The 17,815-nt window shown below is 72.8% G+C and carries 15 protein-coding genes; 11 read left to right on the forward strand and 4 right to left on the reverse strand.

Features of this window, described 5'->3' with window-relative positions; all coding sequences use genetic code 11:
- From zwf to eda, 4 genes are all read left to right on the forward strand, one after another.
- Positions 1–1,492 (forward strand): glucose-6-phosphate dehydrogenase (gene zwf, locus ETD86_RS07605; protein WP_246147750.1); only part of this gene is annotated, 1,492 nt, incomplete at its 5' end.
- A complete protein-coding gene (edd, locus tag ETD86_RS07610; protein ID WP_138665391.1) occupies positions 1,489–3,432 on the forward strand; it encodes a phosphogluconate dehydratase in 1,944 nt (647 codons plus the stop codon). The genes zwf and edd, both read left to right, overlap by 4 nt.
- A gap of 133 nt (positions 3,433–3,565) precedes the next feature.
- Positions 3,566–4,531, forward strand: coding sequence for a glucokinase (gene glk / locus ETD86_RS07615; protein WP_138665392.1), 966 nt, complete (start codon positions 3,566–3,568; stop codon positions 4,529–4,531).
- Between the two features lie 108 nt (positions 4,532–4,639).
- A complete protein-coding gene (gene eda, locus ETD86_RS07620) occupies positions 4,640–5,251 on the forward strand; it encodes a bifunctional 4-hydroxy-2-oxoglutarate aldolase/2-dehydro-3-deoxy-phosphogluconate aldolase (protein WP_138665393.1) in 612 nt (203 codons plus the stop codon).
- 57 nt (positions 5,252–5,308) lie between these two features.
- Here eda and ETD86_RS07625 read toward each other — a convergent pair whose 3' ends face one another.
- Positions 5,309–6,217 (reverse strand): LysR family transcriptional regulator, encoded by a 909-nt coding sequence (locus tag ETD86_RS07625; protein ID WP_138665394.1) that lies wholly within the window; start codon positions 6,215–6,217, stop codon positions 5,309–5,311.
- An 85-nt stretch (positions 6,218–6,302) separates the two neighbouring features.
- Between ETD86_RS07625 and ETD86_RS07630 the strand changes: the two genes are divergently transcribed.
- The 7 genes from ETD86_RS07630 (at position 6,303) to ETD86_RS07660 (ending at position 15,227) form a co-directional block, all read left to right on the forward strand.
- Positions 6,303–7,244 (forward strand): FAD binding domain-containing protein, encoded by a 942-nt coding sequence (locus tag ETD86_RS07630; protein ID WP_138665395.1) that lies wholly within the window; start codon positions 6,303–6,305, stop codon positions 7,242–7,244.
- Between the two features lies 1 nt (position 7,245).
- Positions 7,246–7,734 (forward strand): (2Fe-2S)-binding protein, encoded by a 489-nt coding sequence (locus ETD86_RS07635; protein ID WP_138665396.1) that lies wholly within the window; start codon positions 7,246–7,248, stop codon positions 7,732–7,734.
- Positions 7,731–10,079 (forward strand): aerobic carbon-monoxide dehydrogenase large subunit, encoded by a 2,349-nt coding sequence (locus tag ETD86_RS07640; protein WP_138665397.1) that lies wholly within the window; start codon positions 7,731–7,733, stop codon positions 10,077–10,079. The genes ETD86_RS07635 and ETD86_RS07640 overlap by 4 nt, the downstream gene beginning before the upstream one ends.
- Positions 10,076–10,897 (forward strand): XdhC family protein, encoded by an 822-nt coding sequence (locus ETD86_RS07645; protein WP_211369888.1) that lies wholly within the window; start codon positions 10,076–10,078, stop codon positions 10,895–10,897. Before ETD86_RS07640 ends, ETD86_RS07645 begins: the two co-directional genes overlap by 4 nt.
- Before the next feature lie 99 nt (positions 10,898–10,996).
- Positions 10,997–11,788, forward strand: a complete 792-nt coding sequence (locus tag ETD86_RS07650) for an IclR family transcriptional regulator (protein WP_138665398.1) — start codon at positions 10,997–10,999, stop codon at positions 11,786–11,788.
- Between the two features lie 190 nt (positions 11,789–11,978).
- Positions 11,979–13,118 (forward strand): cytochrome P450, encoded by a 1,140-nt coding sequence (locus ETD86_RS07655; RefSeq protein ID WP_138665399.1) that lies wholly within the window; start codon positions 11,979–11,981, stop codon positions 13,116–13,118.
- 135 nt (positions 13,119–13,253) lie between these two features.
- Positions 13,254–15,227, forward strand: coding sequence for a serine/threonine-protein kinase (locus ETD86_RS07660; RefSeq protein ID WP_138665400.1), 1,974 nt, complete (start codon positions 13,254–13,256; stop codon positions 15,225–15,227).
- On the opposite strand, the gene ETD86_RS07665 is transcribed toward ETD86_RS07660, so the two are convergent.
- The 3 genes from ETD86_RS07665 to ETD86_RS07675 are packed head-to-tail and all read right to left on the reverse strand — an operon-like array spanning position 15,224 to position 17,697.
- Positions 15,224–16,129, reverse strand: coding sequence for a D-isomer specific 2-hydroxyacid dehydrogenase family protein (locus ETD86_RS07665; RefSeq protein WP_138665401.1), 906 nt, complete (start codon positions 16,127–16,129; stop codon positions 15,224–15,226). The genes ETD86_RS07660 and ETD86_RS07665 overlap by 4 nt on opposite strands.
- Positions 16,126–16,752, reverse strand: a complete 627-nt coding sequence (locus ETD86_RS07670; protein WP_138665402.1) for a bifunctional 4-hydroxy-2-oxoglutarate aldolase/2-dehydro-3-deoxy-phosphogluconate aldolase — start codon at positions 16,750–16,752, stop codon at positions 16,126–16,128. The genes ETD86_RS07665 and ETD86_RS07670 overlap by 4 nt, the downstream gene beginning before the upstream one ends.
- A 30-nt stretch (positions 16,753–16,782) precedes the next feature.
- A complete protein-coding gene (locus ETD86_RS07675; protein WP_138665403.1) occupies positions 16,783–17,697 on the reverse strand; it encodes a sugar kinase in 915 nt (304 codons plus the stop codon).
- Positions 17,698–17,815 lie beyond the last annotated feature (118 nt).

A 17,815-nucleotide genomic window follows, 5' to 3' on the forward strand; every position in this document is an offset into this window, starting at 1 on the left:
CCCGGCAACCAGCCCCACCCCCACCGCCGACCTCGTCGTCTTCGGCGGAACCGGCGACCTGTCCATGCGCAAGCTGCTCCCGGCGCTGTACCACAGCGACAGGGAGGGACGGCTCTCTCCGGAGACCCGCGTGATCGCCATGTCCAGGGGCGGCCTGACCGACGCCGACTTCCGCGGCAAGGTGGACGCCGAGGTACGCGACGGCTCTGAAAGTCGCCGAGTCCGCGACGAGGTCCCGGCCGGCGATGCGGCCGCGTGGGAGCGTTTCCTGGCCCGTCTGCACCATGTGTCGGTCGACGTCGGCCGTGAGGACAAGTCCGGTTGGGACGCGTTGTCCGGGATGTTGTCCGGTTTCGAGTCGCGTGACCGGGTGTTCTACCTGGCCAGCCCGCCGCGCACCTTCGGGCCCTTCTGCCGGGAGCTGGCCGAGGCCGGGCTGGTGATGCCGCGCTCGCGCGTGGTCCTGGAGAAGCCCCTGGGTCACGACCTGGCGAGCGCCCAGGCGATCAACGACGAGGTCGGCGCGATCTTCGAAGAGCGCCAGATCTTCCGCATCGACCACTACCTGGGCAAGGAGACCGTCCAGAACCTGCTGGTCCTGCGGTTCGCCAACGCCTTCCTCGAGCCGGTCTGGAACTCGCTCTGGATCGACCACGTCCAGATCACCGCCGCCGAGACCGTCGGCACGCCGGGCCGGCGCGGCTACTACGACCACGCGGGCGCGCTGCGCGACATGGTGCAGAACCACCTGCTCCAGCTCCTCACACTGACCGCGATGGAGCCGCCGGCCCGCAACGACCGCGAGGCCATCCGCGACGAGAAGGTCAAGGTCCTGCAGGCGCTGCGGCCGATCGCGGGCACGGAGGCGGACCGCTTCACCGTGCGCGGCCAGTACGTCGCCGCCGGCGACATGCCCGGTTACCTCGACGAGCCCGGCTCCACGCCGCCGACGGAGGCCTCGGCGCGGGTGGAGACGTTCACCGCGATCCGGGCCGAGATCAAGAACTGGCGATGGGCCGGGGTGCCGTTCTACCTGCGGACCGGCAAGCGCATGCCGTACCGCCGCTCGGAGATCGTGGTGCAGTTCAAGGACGTGCCGCACTCCATCTTCCCCGGCGGCGCGCCGAACCGCCTGGTGCTGCGGCTGCAGCCGGAGGAGGGCATCGAGCTGCACATCATGGCCAAGGAGCCAGGGGCCGGCGAGGTGACGCTGAAGCCGGTGCCGATGTCCCTGTCGTTCGGCAAGACGTTCACGACACGGGTGCCGGAGGCGTACGAGCGGCTGCTGAGCGATGTGCTGGCCGGGAACCCGACGTTGTTCATGCGCCGCGACGAGGTCGAGGCGGCCTGGCGCTGGATCGACCCGATCCTGGACGCCTGGAAGGCCGACCCCGCCCTGCCCGAGGCCTACCCGGCCGGAACCACCGGCCCCGCCGGAGCCAACGAACTGCTCGGCCGCAGCGGTCGCGCGTGGCACGAGGAGGAACTGTGAAGTCCGTCATTCAGGAGATCACCGACCGGATCGCCGAGCGGAGCGCGACCAGCCGCGCCGCCTACCTGGCGCGGATCCGGCGCGACGGCGAGGCCGCCAAGGCCAAGGGCCCGGCCCGCGCCCACCTCGGCTGCGCGAACCTGGCGCACGGCTTCGCGGCCGCGAACGCCGAGGACAAGCCGGCTCTGCGGGGTACGGCCAAGCCTGGCGTCGCGATCGTGACGAGCTACAACGACATGCTCTCCGCCCACCAGCCGTACGAGACGTACCCGCCGCAGCTGAAGGCGGCCGTGCGCCGGGCCGGCGGCGTCGCGCAGGTCGCGGGCGGCGTGCCGGCGATGTGCGACGGCATCACCCAGGGGCGGGCCGGCATGGAGCTGTCGCTCTACAGCCGCGACGTGATCGCCATGTCCACCGCCATCGCGCTGTCGCACGACATGTTCGACGCGTCGCTGCTGCTGGGCGTGTGCGACAAGATCGTGCCGGGGTTGTTCATCGGGGCGCTGCACTTCGGGCACCTGCCGGCGATCTTCGTGCCCGCCGGGCCGATGGCCTCGGGGCTGCCGAACAAGGTCAAGGCGCGCACCCGGCAGCTGTTCGCCGAGGGCAAGGTCGGGCGGGAGGAGCTGCTCGACGCCGAGGCCAAGTCGTACCACTCCCCCGGCACCTGCACCTTCTACGGCACCGCGAACTCCAATCAGGCGCTCATGGAGGTCATGGGCCTGCACCTGCCCGGGTCGACGTTCGTCAACCCGCACACCGAGCTGCGCCACGCGCTGACCGAGGCGGCCGGGCGGCGGGCGGTGGAGATCACCGCGCACGGAGCGGAGTACACGCCGATCGGCGAGCTCGTCGACGAGAAGGCGATCGTGAACGCCTGCGTCGCGCTGCTGGCCACCGGCGGGTCCACGAACCACACGCTGCACCTGGTCGCCATGGCGGCGGCCGCCGGCATGGTGCTGACCTGGGATGATTTCGCCCGCCTCTCGGGTGTCGTGCCGTCGCTCACCAAGATCTACCCGAACGGCCAGGCGGACGTGAACCACTTCCGCGACGCCGGCGGCATGCAGGTGCTCATCGGCGACCTGCTGGACGAGGGGCTGCTGCACGGCGACGTCATGACCGTGGCAGGCCCGGGCCTCGACCGTTACCGTGAGGCTCCGTCGCTGGTGGACGGTTCGCTGGTGTGGGCGCCCGTCACGGGCGGGAGCGCCGACCTGGACGTGCTGCGGCCCGTTGCCCAGCCGTTCTCGGCGGACGGCGGGATCCACATGGTCGAGGGCAATCTGGGCCGGGCGGTCAGCAAGGTGTCGGCGGTCAAGCCCGAGCATCTGGTCATCGAGGCCCCCGCGAAGGTCTTCGACGACCAGCTGGACCTGCTGAAGGCGTTCGAGACGGGCGAGCTGGACGGGCAGGACTTCGTGGCGGTCATCCGCTACCAGGGGCCGAGCGCCAACGGCATGCCCGAGCTGCACAAGCTCACGCCCCCGCTGGCGGTGCTGCTCGACCGGGGGCAGCGGGTGGCCATCGTCACCGACGGGCGGATGTCCGGCGCCTCCGGGAAGGTGCCCGCGGCCATCCACCTGTCGCCCGAGGCGGCCGACGGCGGGCCGATCGCCCTGGTCCGCGAAGGCGACGTGGTCCGGCTCGACTCGGCGGCGGGGACCCTGGAGCTGCTGGTTCCGGCCGAGGAGCTGGCCCGGCGGGCGCCCGAGGGACGGCCGCTGAGCGACGCGCAGTGGGTCGGCACGGGGCGCGAGCTGTTCGCGGCCTTCCGCCGGATGGCGGGGCACGCCGAGCAGGGTGCCGGGATCTTCGGGGTGAGCGGCGCCGAGTCGCCGCACCACGGTCCCGGACTGGGCTTCCCCACCGAGGCCGGCGCCTCCCACCTGGAGACGGGCACCCCGGTGGGCGCCCGCCCCGCCGGACTCGCCCGGTGAGCGTCGGCGCCGCCCACGCGCGCCCGGCCGCCGTCGGCGTTCACCCCCCCTTCTGGGATGGCGTGAGCGTCCGTGGCATCCTTCCGTTGAAGGCGAGCGATCTTGACGCTGCCCTGAATGCCGGAGGTGTGTGGTGAGTGCCTTTGACCTTCCGTGGCTCGTCGCCGACATCGGGGGGACCAACGCCAGATTCGGCCTGGTCACCTCGCTGGGCGCACGGCCCTCGCACGTCGCGGTCCTGGCCGGGGCCGGCTACGCCACCCTCCCCGATGCCGTGGCCGCCTACCTCGCGGAGCACGCGGGCGGAGCACGACCGGGGGCGGCCTGCCTGGCGCTGGCCGGGCCGATCGACGGCGACCGGTACCGGCTCACGAACTCGGCCTGGTCCGGATCCGTACAGGATCTCGGCATCCCGTACGCACGCCTGCTCAACGACTTCGAGGCGCTGGCCGTGTCGCTGCCGCATCTGGACGGCGGCGACCTGGTGTCGCTGGGCGGGCCCGAGCTCGGCTACGGGGTCAAGGCCGTGCTCGGCCCCGGCACCGGGCTCGGCGTGGGCGGGCTGGTGCCGACCGAGCACGGCTGGACGCCGATCCCCGGCGAAGGCGGCCACGTCACGGTGCCGGTGGTGGACCGGCGGGAGCTGGAAGTCGTCCGCGTGCTGCAGGCGGAGGGCCTGCCGCACGTGGTGGCCGAGCACGTGTTGTCCGGTCCCGGCCTGGTCCGGCTGCACCGGGCGCTGGCGCGGGTGAACGGCGTCAGCGCGCCCGACCTGACCGCCTCCGACATCGCGGCCAGGCTCGACGACTCGCTGTGCGCAGAGACGATCGAGGTGTTCTGCGGGATGCTGGGCAGCTTCGCCGGCAACGTGGCGCTGACGCTCGGCGCGCGGGGCGGGGTGTACCTGGGCGGTGGAGTGCTGCCACGTATCGTGGAACGCGTGCGTACCAGCAGCTTCCGCACGCGGTTCGCCGCAAATCCCGATATGGCGGCATATCTGGATGCCATCGGGACCGCGCTGATCGTCGCGCCCCAGCCGGCGCTGACGGGGGCGGCCGCCTGGCTGAGCCAGCGTGCCCGCAGGGAGCTGGTGGGCTGACAATCGGCGCCGGCCCCGCATGGCCGGCGCCCGGTAGCAAGACGGCCCACGAGGGGCCGGCGTTTCGGTACGAGACGGCCCGCGAGGGCCGATGAGGAGACAGAACCGATGAGCTTGCTCGATCTCGCCCCAGTGATCCCCGTCGTGGTGATCGAGGACGTCGAGACCGCCGTGCCGATTGCTCGCGCGCTGGTCGCCGGCGGGTTGCCGGTCATCGAGGTGACGTTGCGCACGCCGGTGGCCCGCGAGGCGATCGCCAGGATCGCCGACGAGGTGCCCGAGGCGATGGTGGGAGCGGGCACGATCCGGACCACCGACGACATCGCCGCGTCGGTGGCCGCGGGGGCGAGGTTCCTGGTCTCGCCGGGGACGACCCTGTCGCTGGTCGAGGCGATGGACTCGAGCGGGGTGCCGTACCTGCCGGGGGCCGCCACCGTGTCGGAGGCGATGGCGCTGGTGGAGCGGGGGATCAAGGAGCTGAAGTTCTTCCCCGCGGAGGCCGCGGGCGGCGTGCCGTACCTGAAGGCGCTGGCCGGGCCGCTGCCGGACGTGCGGTTCTGCCCGACCGGCGGGATCCGGGTGAACACCGCGCCCGACTACCTCGCGCTGCCGAACGTCGGGTGCGTCGGCGGCACCTGGCTCACCCCGGCGGACGCGCTGGCCGGGCGTGACTGGGCCCGGGTGGAGAAGCTCGCCGCCGACGCCGCCGCCCTGCGCTGACCCACGCGTCCGGCGGCGCGGGACGCCGCAGGCTTTGCCATCCACGGGACCGCGGCGTCAACTCCAGATGGAGACGTGGACCGGGGGACGGAAGCGGTTGCGTGGAACGCCGTCTTCCGGGGTGCGCATCACCTGGGTGGCCATGGGCGTCGTGAGGAAGTCCAGGAACGTGCCGGCCGCGAGTGACCGGTGGGCGGGTTCCAGCGTGGTCGCGTACCAGTAGGCCGCGAGCGGGGTGGCCGGAGTCTCGATGGTGACCAGCTCTCCCCGGCGCAGCTGCGAGGACACCAGGTGGGCGGTGCCGGGCGCGACGCCGGCGCCTTCGGCGGCCGCCTTCCAGGCGGCCGTCTGGTTCGCGAAGACCCGCACCTGCGACTCCGGCACCCGCAGCGCACGCAGCAGCCGGCTGGTGTCACTGGCCGGATCGGTGCCCGAGGGGCCGACCAGCCAGTGGTCCCGGCTCCCGCGCGGTGCGCCCACCACGATGAGCCGGCAGCGCAGCACGGGCCGGCTGACCAGCCCGGCCCCGCTCACCTGGGCGCCGAGCGCGACGTCGGCCAGGCGGCTGGCCAGCAGCAGCGGCACCTCGGCCGTGGCCGCCACCCCGGTGGAGGTGTCCACCGATTTGCGCTGTGTGAAGAGGCAGATCAGCGGCCCGGCGACGTACTCGGCCAGCCCCGCGTCCATCACCACGTGCAGCCGGGCGGGATGTCCCGGTTGGACGGCCGCGACCGCCTCGGCGCCCAGCGCGACGATCTGCGCGGCGATCCCCAGCAACCGCCGCCCGCCCTCGGTCAGCACCATCCGGTCGCCGGACCGGGTCAGCAGCGGGTCCCCGAGGTGCTTGCGCAGCTGGGCCAGTGACTGCGAGACCGCGGGCTCGCTCACGCCCAGCGCTCTGGCCGCCGCCTTGACGGATCCCAGACGGGCGACGAAAACAAACGCGCCGAGCTGGCTAAGTGTCACCCCCTCTTCATAGAGGGCCGGAGCACATTAAGGAATCCCTTATTTGTGGATTGTCGCGACAAATCGGTAACAGCAGTGTGCACTCATGCAGGTTCCGGCGAAGTTCGAATACGAGAGAGCCGACAGCGTGCCGCACGCGATCGAGCTCCTGGAGCGGTACGGTCCTGACGCCAGGATCGTCGCAGGCGGTCACAGCCTCATCCCGATGATGAAGCTGCGCCTGGCCCAGCCCGAAGCACTCATCGACATCAACGGCCTGGCCGAGCTGGGGCGGATCGCCGTGGAGGGCGATGAGCTGGCCATCGGCGCGCTGGTACGGCACGCGGAGCTGCTCGACAGCACTACCGCAACCAACCTTTTCCCGATATTTCGGGACGCGGAGCGAGTTATTGCCGATCCGATAGTAAGAAATCGGGGGACCGTAGGGGGCTCATTGTGCCAGGGCGACCCTTCTGAGGATTTGTCGGCCGTCTTCTCGGCCTTACGGGCGACGGCAGTCATTCAGGGCCCGGGCGGCACACGTACGGTGCCGCTCCGCGAATTCCACCGCGGCCCGTACGAGACCGCGGTCGCGGAGAACGAGCTGCTGATCCAGCTCCGGGTGCCCATCGCACCCGGCACCGGCAGCGCGTACGAGAAGGTCGAGCGGCGCGTCGGCGACTGGCCGGTGGCGGCGACCGGAGCGGTGATCACCGTGCGGGACGGCGTGATCGCGCAGGCGGGCATCGGGCTGACCGCGGTCGGCGCCGAGCACTTCTGCGCCCCCGAAGCCGAGGAATTCCTGCGCGGCAAGGCGCCGGGCGAGGAGACGTTCGCCGAGGCCGCCAGGATCGCGGCCGAGCACTGCGAGCCGCACGCCGACCAGCGCGGCCCCGCCGACTTCAAGCGCCACCTGGCCGGCGAACTGACCAAGCGGGCGCTGACCAGGGCGAATCTGAATGTCGCCGGGTCCGCGACGGATCCGAACGTCGCCGGGTCCGCGACGGATCCGAACGTCGCCGGGTCCGCGACGGAAGGGAGGATCTGACATGCGGATCACGGTGACGGTGAACGGGCAGCCGCACACGAGAGAGGTCGAGCCCAGGCTGCTGCTCGTGCACTTCCTGCGCGACGAGCTGAGCCTGACCGGCACCCACTGGGGCTGCGACACCTCCAACTGCGGCGTCTGCACGGTTCAGCTGGACGGCGTGCCGGTCAAGTCGTGCACGGTGCTGGCGGTCATGGCCGACGGCCACGAGGTGACCACGGTGGAGGGCCTGGAGCGGGACGGCGAGCTGGACGCGGTGCAGAAGGGGTTCGTGGAGTGCCACGGGCTCCAGTGCGGATTCTGCACGCCGGGCATGCTGCTGACCGCTCGTGCGCTCCTCGACCGCGTGCCCGACCCCGACGAGGGCCAGATCCGCGAGGCCATCTCGGGACAGCTGTGCCGGTGCACCGGTTACGAGAACATCGTCCGTTCCATCCGGTGGGCTGCCGAAGCGAGTCAGAAAGTCGCCGAGTCGGAGGCCAGGCAATGAGCTACGGACCCATGCACCGCAAGGAGGACGCCCGCTTCATCCGGGGGCGTGGCAACTACACCGACGACGTGCGGCTCCCAGGCATGTTGTACGGAGCCGTGCTGCGCAGTCCGCACGCCCACGCCCGGGTCGTCTCCATCGACACGAGCGCCGCCGAGGCGCTCCCGAAGGTCAAGGCCGTCATCACCGGCCAGACCCTCGCCGGCCTCGGCCTGGCCTGGATGCCCACCCTGTCGCAGGACACGCAGGCGGTGCTGGCCACGGACAAGGTGCGCTTCCAGGGGCAGGAGGTCGCCTTCGTGGTGGCCGAGGACGCCTACTCGGCACGCGACGCGCTGGAGCTGATCGACGTCGAGTACGAGCCCCTCGACGCGGTCATCGACGCCAGGAAGGCCCTCGACGAGAACGCCCCGGTGATCAGGGACGACCTCGAGGGCCGGGCGAACAACCACATCTTCGACTGGGACGCGGGCGACCGGGCCCGGACCGACGCGCTCTTCGAGCAGGCGGACGTGACGGTCGCGCAGGACATGCTCTATCCGCGTGTGCACCCCGCGCCGCTGGAGACGTGCGGCGCGGTCGCCGACTTCGACAAGGTCACCGGCAAGCTCACCATCTGGTGCCCGACGCAGGCGCCGCACGCGCACCGGACGTTGTACGCGATGGTGGCGGGGCTGCCGGAGCACAAGATCCGGGTGATCTCACCGGACATCGGCGGCGGCTTCGGCGGAAAAGTCGGGATTTATCCTGGATATGTCTGCGCGATCGTCGGCTCCATCGTCACCGGCCGCCCGGTCAAGTGGATGGAGGACCGCTCCGAGAACCTCATGAGCACCGCCTTCGCCCGGGACTACCACATGCACGGCGAGATCGCCGCGACCCGCGACGGGAAGATCCAGGCGATCCGGGTGAAGGTGCTGGCCGACCACGGCGCGTTCAACGGCACCGCGCAGCCGACCAAGTTCCCCGCCGGGTTCTTCCACGTCTTCTCCGGCTCGTACGACATCGAGGCCGCCCACTGCGAGGTCACCGGCGTCTACACCAACAAGGCCCCCGGCGGCGTCGCCTACGCCTGCTCCTTCCGCGTCACCGAGGCCGTGTACCTGGTGGAGCGCATGGTCGACGTGCTGGCCGCCGAGCTCAACATGGACCCCGCCGACCTGCGCATGCGCAACCTGCTCAAGCCCGAGCAGTTCCCCTACCACTCCCCCACCGGCTGGGAGTACGACTCCGGCGACTACCCCAGGGCACTGCGCCTGGCCATGGACATGATCGGCTACGACAAGCTCCGCGCCGAGCAGGCCGACAAGCGGGCCAGGGGCGAGCTGATGGGCATCGGCGTCAGCTTCTTCACCGAGGCCGTGGGCGCGGGCCCGCGCAAGCACATGGACATCCTGGGCCTCGGCATGGCCGACGGCGCCGAGCTGCGCGTGCACCCGACGGGCAAGGCCGTGCTGCGGGTGTCGTGCCAGTCGCAGGGCCAGGGGCACGAGACCACGTTCGCGCAGATCGTCGGGCAGGAGCTGGGCATCCCGGCCGACGACGTGGAGGTCGTGCACGGCGACACCGACCAGACGCCGTTCGGGCTGGGCACGTACGGCTCCCGCTCCACCCCGGTCTCCGGCGCGGCCACGGCGATCGTGGCCAGGAAGGTCCGCGACCGGGCCAAGATCGTGGCCGCGGCGATGCTGGAGGCCGCACCCGACGACCTGGAGTGGGCCGACGGCAAGTGGTCGGTCGTGGGTGACCCGGCCACCGGCAAGTCCATGGCCGAGATCGCGCTCGCCGCGCACTCCAATCTGGAGCTGCCCGAGGGTGTGGAGGGCCACCTGGACGCGGTGACCGTCTACAACCCGCCGAACCTGACGTACCCGTTCGGGGCGTACATCTGCGTCGTGGACCTCGACCCCGGGACAGGTCAGGTGAAGGTCCGCAGGTTCGTGGCGGTGGACGACTGCGGGGTGCGGATCAACCCCATGATCGTCGAGGGGCAGATCCACGGCGGGCTGGCCGACGGGGTCGGGATGGCGCTCATGCAGGTGATGGCGTTCGACGAGGACGGCAACCACCTGGGGGCGTCGTTCATGGACTACCTGCTGCCGACCTCGATGGAGTGCCCGTCGTGGGAGCTGGGCGAGACGGTGACGCCGTCGCCGACGCACCCGATCGGGGCCAAGGGCGTGGGCGAGTCGGCCACGGTCGGCTCCCCCGCGGCCGTGGTCAACGCCGTGATCGACGCGCTGGGCCCGTACGGGGTGCGGCACGCGGACATGCCGCTCACCCCGGCGAACGTGTGGCGCGTCATCAACGGCGACCCGTTCCGCACGGACCTGGCCATTCCATGAGCGAATTCCTCGGCATGCCGGCGCCCCGCAAGCGGGCGCCGGCTGCCCTGGACCTCCAGGCCAGGGTGGCGGAGCTGCGGTCGGGGCGGGAGCCGTACGTGCTGGCCACCGTCGTGCGGGCGCAGCGGCCGACCAGCGCGAAGGCGGGCGACCGCGCGCTGGTGCTGCCGGACGGCACGATCGAGGGGTTCGTGGGCGGCGTGTGCGCCACCGACACCGTGCGGGCGCAGGGGCTGCGGCTGCTCCGCACCGGGGAGAGCACGCTGCTGCGGATCACGCCGGAGGCCGAGGAGCCGTACGAGGAGGAGGGGCTGGTGGCGGTGGGCCAGCCGTGCCTGTCCGGCGGCACGCTGGAGATCTTCCTGGAGGCGGTGCTGCCGCCCGTCCTGGTCCACGTGTACGGCGACAGCCCGATCGCCCGGGCCTTCGCCGCCGTGGGCAAGGCGATGGGCTACCAGGTGGAGGCCGCCGCGGATCCGCTGGCGGCGATCGCCGACGACACGGCGGCCGTGCTCGTCGCCTCGCACGGCGTCGGCGAGGAGCCGGTGTTGCGCGCCGCGCTGGCCAAGGGCGTGCCCTACGTCGCGCTGATCGCCAGCCGCAAACGCGGCGCGGCGGTGCTGGCGGGCGTGGAGGGAGGCGATCGGGTGCACGTCCCGGCGGGTCTGGACATAGGGGCCAGAACGCCAGGCGAGGTGGCAGTGTCAGTGTACGCGGAGCTCATCGGCGCCTGGAGGAGCGGCGGGAGCGCAGCGACCAGAGCGGGGGAAGGTGACGGCATATGGCGACCGAGCCCGCCTCACGGAGTGAGGCCATGAGCAGGGTATTCGGGAACGCGGCGGCCGGGTAGGGCTGGAAATGTAAAAGCGCTTCCTCGGGGACCCCCCCTCTTGCTCTCGGAGAGCGAAGGGACATTGATGCTCACGCAAACGGTCAGCCAAGCACCGCAGCTCGTCGACGATCGCCCGGTGGCGCAGCCGGGGAGCCTGGAGAGGGGGATCGACATCCTCCTGGCGCTGAGCACGGCCTCCAGACCGGTCAGCCTGGCGCAGCTGTGCCGCAGCACGGGCCTGCCCAAGTCGACCGCGCACCGGATCCTGGGCGTGCTGTGCTCCCGCGAGCTGGCCACGCGGGTGGGCAACGGCTACCTGCCCGGCGAGCTGCTGGAGTCGATGGCGGGCATCGCCCGCGCCCGGGTGCCCGGCACGCGCCCGGTGGTCCTGCCGTACCTGCTGTACCTGTACGAGACCACCAGGCAGACGGTGAACCTGGCCGTGCCCTCCGGCATGGAGGCCCGCTACGTCGAGCGGCTGTACGGCCACAACCGGGTCCGCTCCCCCTCCGACGGGCTGGACCGGGCGCCGCTGCACTGCACGGCGACCGGCAAGGCGCTGCTCGCGTTCGACTCGAAGCTGCGCGAGGAGGTGCTGGCGCGCGGCTCGTTCGAGCGGATGACGCGCCGGACGATCATCAGCCTGGCCGGGCTCGAACGTGAGCTGGCCCAGGTGCGCCGGCACGGTGTGGCGTACGCGCAGGAGGAGTTCATCGAGGGCGTGGTCTGCGTGGCGGCCCCGGTGTTCGGCCCCGGCGGCCGGATCTGCATGGCTCTGGGGGTGGCCGCGCGGGCCCACGCGGCGCCGCTGGGCAGGCTGGGCATCGCCGTGCGCGGGGCCGCCCAGGCCATCTCGGCCGCGCTCCTCGGCGTGTAGCCGTTCCGGTCACTGGAACGCTCCACCGGTCCGCGGCCGATAGCGTTCCAGTGACCGAAACCCGTGATTGCGGGCGCCGCGCCGCAGCGATCACATCGGGGCATGGATTTCCTTCCGGCTCCGGCCATCCAGGAGACGCCCGTGGTCCGCCGGGCACGGGTCCGCAGGACGCCGGTCGGGGAGGCCTCGCGTGCCTAGGGGCCTGCCGAGGGCGACCACGCTGGAGAGCCTGCGCCTCGCGGCCGCCCTCGTGCCCCCGGGCGCGCCGCACGTGACACCCGGGCGCGACCCGCTGCGCGCCAGGCCCTTGCTGGCCGACCTCGAGTCCCGGTACGGTGCCCGCCCCGTGCTGGTACGCGGCCCGAGGGGCCCGGCGCTGCTGGTGTTGTCCAAACGCGACGCGCTCCGCGTGCTGGAGGAGGAGCGGAGCGACTACGCGCCGGCCCTCCAGGAGCGGCAGCTGAACCTGCCGATGGACGTCCTGCGCCCGGCGTTCATCGAGATCGCCCGCGAGGAGGCCGCGGAGCTGACCGACGGCGTGGTGGACTACCAGCGGCTCGACGCCCGCTGGCAGCGCGTGGCCAGGCGCTGCGTGTACGGCGCCGGCGCGGCCGGCGACGAGGAGCTCACCAGCCTGCTGGCGCGGCTGGGCAGGCGGCGGGCCGGGCGCCGGCAGGAGATCCTCTCCGGCCGCTACGACACGCGGATCCTCGACCACCTGCGCCGCGCCGAGCCGGGCAGCCTGGCCGGCCTGATCGCCGAGACCTCCGGCGACCAGACCGAGTCGCGCCGGCTCATGCAGGCCGCGTTCTGGATGATGGGGCTCGGCGTCACCGCGACCGGCCTCATGCAGACGCTGGCGCTGCTCGCCGCCCACCCGGGGCACCGCAAGGCGGCCCGCGCCGACCCTGAGCATCTGCGGGCCTGCCTGCGCGAGGCGCTGCGCCTGTGGCCGCCGGTGCCGGCGTTGTCCCGGGTCACCGCCGCGGACACCGAGTGGTACGGCACCACCCTGCCCGCGGGCACCACCGTGCTGGTCCCGCTCGCGGCACACCAGCGCAGCGCGCGCCTGCCGTACGCGAACACGTTCGCGCCCGAGATCTGGCTCGACGGCACCGCGGCGGGCGAATGGTGGGCCCGTCCCGGCTGCGACGGCGTGCACCTCACGCTGGCGGTCGGCACGGCCTTCCTGGGCGGCATCCTGCGGACCGCCCGGCCCAAACCGGTCGGCCGGCTGTTGTCGCCGCACCGGCCGCTCCCGTACACGCTCAACGTCGCGCGACTGCGGGTGACGATGCGCCCGGCCCGTCGCAAACCCGCACACTCCTGACCCATGCCTGGTCAAGCCCAGTGGCCAACGTAGACCTTCGACCTCCGTTAGAGTCTGGGGTACAAAAGGCATGCCGGGCGGCGGACGGTTCGGGGTTGCGGCAGCACGAGGGGCCCAGGGGAGGAACGGTTCCGGTTGAGACGGGATGACGACGGCGAGAGGACGGCGACGTTGGGGCGCTCCGCAGGCACTCCGCTGAAGCCGGAAGACCCGCCGGCGATCGGCTCCTACGAGCTGGTCAGCCGTCTCGGCTCCGGCGGCATGGGCGTGGTCTACCTCGCCAAGGCCGCCGACGGGTCGCGGGTGGCGCTCAAGGCGATCCGCAGGGACTTCACCGCCGACCCGGTCTACCGTGCGCGTTTCCACGAAGAGGTCTCCAACGCCCGCAAGGTGGCCTCGTTCTGCACGGCGCGGGTGCTCGACCACGGCGAGGACCGGGGCGTGCTCTACCTCGTCACCGAATACATCGACGGCATCTCGCTGGAAGACCACCTGATCGAGCACGGGGCGTTGTCGCCGTCCGTGCTGCACGCGGCCGCCGTGGGCGTGGCGGCCGCGCTGACCGCGATCCACGCGGCGGGCCTGGTGCACCGCGATCTCAAGCCGGCGAACGTCATGCTGACGCTGGCCGGACCGCGGGTGATCGACTTCGGGCTGGCGCGGTCGACGCACGTCGACTCCCGGCACACGAACGCCGGCATGGTCATGGGCACTCCCGGATGGATCGCTCCCGAGCAGGTCTTCGAGGGGCGGACCAGCCCGGCGGGGGACGTGTTCGCGTGGGGGTCGCTGATCGCGTACGCGGGGCTGGGCGGGCATCCGTTCGGCGAGGGGGACGCGTACGTGATGGCGGCCCGGGCCCGTACCGCGCCGCCTGACCTTCGAGGGTTGCCGACGCCGCTGGACCGGCTGGTGGCGGCGGCCATCCATCCCGACCCGGCGCGGCGGCCGTCGGCCAGGCAGCTGCTGCTGGAGCTGGTGGAGGCGGCCGACGAACCGGCGGCGCAGCTGGCCGCGACCAAGCACCTCACGAACGCGTGGAACCCGTCGGAGTTCGCGCCGCTCGCCCACGGGCCGCACGCGGTCCCGCCGCCGGAACGCACCGGCCCCGTCCCGGGCACCGCCCGCCCGCCGCATGGCGATCCCCGCGGCCCGCGCCAAGACGCCCGCGGCCCTCAGGTGGCACCGTCCCAAGACGCCCGCGGCCCTCAGGTGGCACCGTCCCATGACGCGCGCCATCCCCAGGGACCGCCGCCGGCCGAGCGGACCGGACCCGTGCCGGGCGTGGGGCCGCAGCCACCGCACATCGAGGCGCGAGGCCCGCAGGGGCCGCCGCCGGCGGAGCGCACCGGGCCCACGCCGGGGGCCTCACGGGTGCCGCAACCGTCGCCCGCCGACCGCACGGGTCCGACGCCAGGCGCCGGACGCGCGCCGCAGCCGCCGCACGCCGACCGCACCGGACCCGTGCCGCACGCCGACCGCACCGGGCCCATGCCGGGCGTGGCGCCCCAGCCGCCCAGGCAGGGTGGACCGCATCCGGATCGGACCGGGCCGCTGCCGAGCCGGCGGGGGCCGCTGCCCCACCACGCCACGACCGGCCAGGGGCCGTTGCCGGGTTACCGCCCCGCGCGGCCGAAGCGGGGTGTGTTCGCGGGCTGCCTGACCGCGCTGGTGATCGCGGCCGTGCTGCTGGTGCTGCTGCTGGCCGCGCTTGCCTCGATATTCCGCTCGTCGCCGGCCCAGGGCGCGGACGGCCCGGTGCAGGACGGCAAGCTGAGGTTCGCCGTGACGAGCACGAAGTGCCCCAAGCCTGCCAAGGCCGCGACGAAGCGCACCTGCCAGATCGGCGTGAAGATCGACAACCTGGGCCATGAGGCCAGGGTGCTCTACCCAGGCCAGCAGAAGCTCATCGACGAGGACGACGCCCTGCACGGCGGCACCAAGTTGCTCGACAAGAGCGGCAAGGAGATCACGCCGATCCGCATCGAGCCCGGCGGCGCGTTCACCGGCACGCTGGTGTTCGACCTGCCGAAGCACCTCCAGCCCACGGGCCTGGAGGTGCACGACTCCGGGCTGAGCACGGGAGCCAGGATCATCCTGGACTCCTAGAAACCTTGGGACGGGCTGACCCGGCCTTCCAACGGCGCGCCCGCGCCGAGCAACCGCACATTGGCGGTGACCCGCTCGGCCAGCCCGCGCCAGTAGGCGGGACGCGGGTTCGCGCAGTGCGGCGTGATCAGCACGTTCTCCATGCCCCACAGCGGATGCCCGTCGGGCAACGGCTCGGGGTCGGTGACGTCGAGCGCCGCGCCGCCGATGTCGCCGGCGCGCAGCGCCGACACCAGGTCGTCGGTCACGACGAGCCCGCCGCGGGCGACGTTCACCAGCCAGGCGGACTTCCGCATGAGCGCGAACTCAGGCGCGCCGATCATGCCCCTCGTGTCCGGCGTGGCGGGCGCCGCGACCACCACGTAGTCGGCCTCCGGCAGCGCCTCGCGGTAGCGGGCCCGCGGCACGACCTTGACCGCGCCGGGCGCGTCGCCCCGGTCGGTGACCGCGATGACCGGGCAGCCGAACGGCTCCAGCATGCCGATGAGGGCGCGGCCGATGCCGCCGCAGCCCACGATCGCGACCGTCGAGCCGGCGAACTCCCGTGACGTGTTGCTCCCCCATCGGGTGGCCCTGGCGTGCCGGTGCAGGTCGCGGGCGGCCGTCAGCATCAGGGCGAGCGCGTGCTCGGCCACGGCGGGACCGTACGAGCCGGTGGCGGCGGTGAAGACGGGGTGCTCGGTGATGACGCCGGCGGCGGCCCACCGCTCGACGCCGGCGTGCGGCAGCTGCACCCACCGGATGCCCTCGTGGATCATGGAGCGTATCTCGGCGGGGTCGTCGTTGCCGTAGTAGACGATGGCCTCGGCGCGCTCCAGCGGCACGACCTGGCCGCCGGCGCGGCGTACCGCGTCGATGAGGACCGGCACCGGCTCGGGGCCGACGTAGACGGCGACGGTCATCGCTGCACCTCCTGAGCGAGCCTCGCCAGCAGGGCGGCGACGCGCCGGCCGGCGGCCTCCGCGCCGCCGGAGGTGAGCGCGGAGCCCATGCCGCAGGCCACGGCGCCGGCCGCGATCCACTCCGGCGCGTTGTCGATGGTGACGCCTCCCGTGGGGATGGCGGGGACTTGCGGCAGCGCGGCGCGTACGTCGCGCAGCCAGGACGGCGACACCGCGGACGCCGGGAAGATCTTCACCGCGTCCGCGCCTTCCTCCAGGGCACGGACGATCTCGGTCGGGGTCGACACGCCGGGGAAGACCGGCACGCCGTAGCGGTGGCCGGCCCGGATCACCTCAGGGTGCAGGTTGGGCGAGACGAGGAAGCGGGCGCCGGACTCCACGGCGGCGCGGGCCGCGGCGGCGTCGAGCACGGTGCCCGCGCCGACGAGCGCGCCGGGCCGCTGCTCGGTGAGCCGGGCGACGGCGGTGAGGGCGTGCGGGGTGGTGAGCGCCACCTCCACGGCCCGCAGCCCGGCGTCCAGCACGGCCTCGGCGGCGGCCACCGCCTCGCCCGGACCCGCGGCCCTGACGATCCCGAACACCCGTTGCTCGGTGACGGCCTGGACGATCTCCCAGCGGAACATGGTTTCCCTTCTCACGATGTACGGTCCGCGCTAGCGGTGCACGGTCTCCCCCGCCGCGGTGAACGCGGCCAGCGCGCGGTCCAGGCCCACCCGGTCGGGCAGCCCGTCGGTGTCGTTGGCGCACTGCACGACGAGCGCCGCCACGGCCGCCCCCTCGCGCAGGCACGTCTCGTACGGCATCCCGCGCAGCATCCCCGACAGAAACCCGGCGGCGAACGCGTCCCCGGCCCCCACCGGATCCGTCACGGGCACCGGGAACGCCTCCTGCCGCAGCCCCGCGCAGCCGGCCGACTTGTCGCGGTGCTTGACCACGGCGAGCCCGGGCAGCCCGGCCGGGTCCACCTGGAGCAGCTCCAGCTCGTCCGCGCCGGCGAAGACCACGTCGGCGCGGCCCATGAGCGGCGCGACCCGCTCCCGCCACCGATCGGGCGGTCCGAGTTTGAGCCGGATGTTCGGGTCGAAGGAGATCGTGGCGCCCGCGGCCTTGGCCAGGTCGAGCAGCCTGAGCGTGGCCAGGTGCGCCGAGTCCGACAACATGGGCGTGATCCCGGTGACGTGGACGAGCCGCGCGCCGTCCATCATCTCGGGCGTCAGCTCCCCGGGCACCAGCCGGGAGGCGGCCGAGCCCGCGCGGTAGTACTGGACGTCGATCGCCCGGGACGGGTGGCTGTCGCGCAGCAGCAGCCCGGTGGGGGCGTCCGGGTCGACGACGGCGTGGCGGGTGTCGATGCCGTCGGCCCGCAGCATGGCCAGCACCGATGCGCCTGCCGGGTCGGCGCCCACCCGCCCGAGCCAGCGCACCTGGTGGCCTAGCCTGGCCAGGCCGGCGGCCACGTTCGACTCGGCGCCCGCGATCGAGCGGCGGAAGGCGACGGCCCGCTCCAGGGGGACACCCGGCTCGGCCAGCATCAGCAGCATGGCCTCCCCGCACACCACGACGCTCACGAACGGGACTCCTCGGCAGACCAGTGGATCATGCGTCCCAATAGTAGTACCGAATCACGTTTGTCCATTCGAGGTGGGGTCCCTTGACCGCTTGGCGGCCCTGAGGAACGCTGAAGCG

The organism is Nonomuraea turkmeniaca (assembly GCF_005889735.1).
GTDB classification, from domain to species: Bacteria; Actinomycetota; Actinomycetes; order Streptosporangiales; family Streptosporangiaceae; genus Nonomuraea; species Nonomuraea turkmeniaca.

Coding starts and splice junctions, on each gene's coding strand:
- ETD86_RS07650 (WP_138665398.1), top strand. CDS start 10,997: ATGCTCACGCAAACGGTCAGCCAAGCACCGCAGCTCGTCGACGATCGC.
- ETD86_RS07640 (WP_138665397.1), top strand. CDS start 7,731: ATGAGCTACGGACCCATGCACCGCAAGGAGGACGCCCGCTTCATCCGG.
- ETD86_RS07635 (WP_138665396.1), top strand. CDS start 7,246: ATGCGGATCACGGTGACGGTGAACGGGCAGCCGCACACGAGAGAGGTC.
- ETD86_RS07645 (WP_211369888.1), top strand. CDS start 10,076: ATGAGCGAATTCCTCGGCATGCCGGCGCCCCGCAAGCGGGCGCCGGCT.
- ETD86_RS07670 (WP_138665402.1), bottom strand. CDS start 16,752: ATGTTCCGCTGGGAGATCGTCCAGGCCGTCACCGAGCAACGGGTGTTC.
- ETD86_RS07665 (WP_138665401.1), bottom strand. CDS start 16,129: ATGACCGTCGCCGTCTACGTCGGCCCCGAGCCGGTGCCGGTCCTCATC.
- ETD86_RS07630 (WP_138665395.1), top strand. CDS start 6,303: ATGCAGGTTCCGGCGAAGTTCGAATACGAGAGAGCCGACAGCGTGCCG.
- eda (WP_138665393.1), top strand. CDS start 4,640: ATGAGCTTGCTCGATCTCGCCCCAGTGATCCCCGTCGTGGTGATCGAG.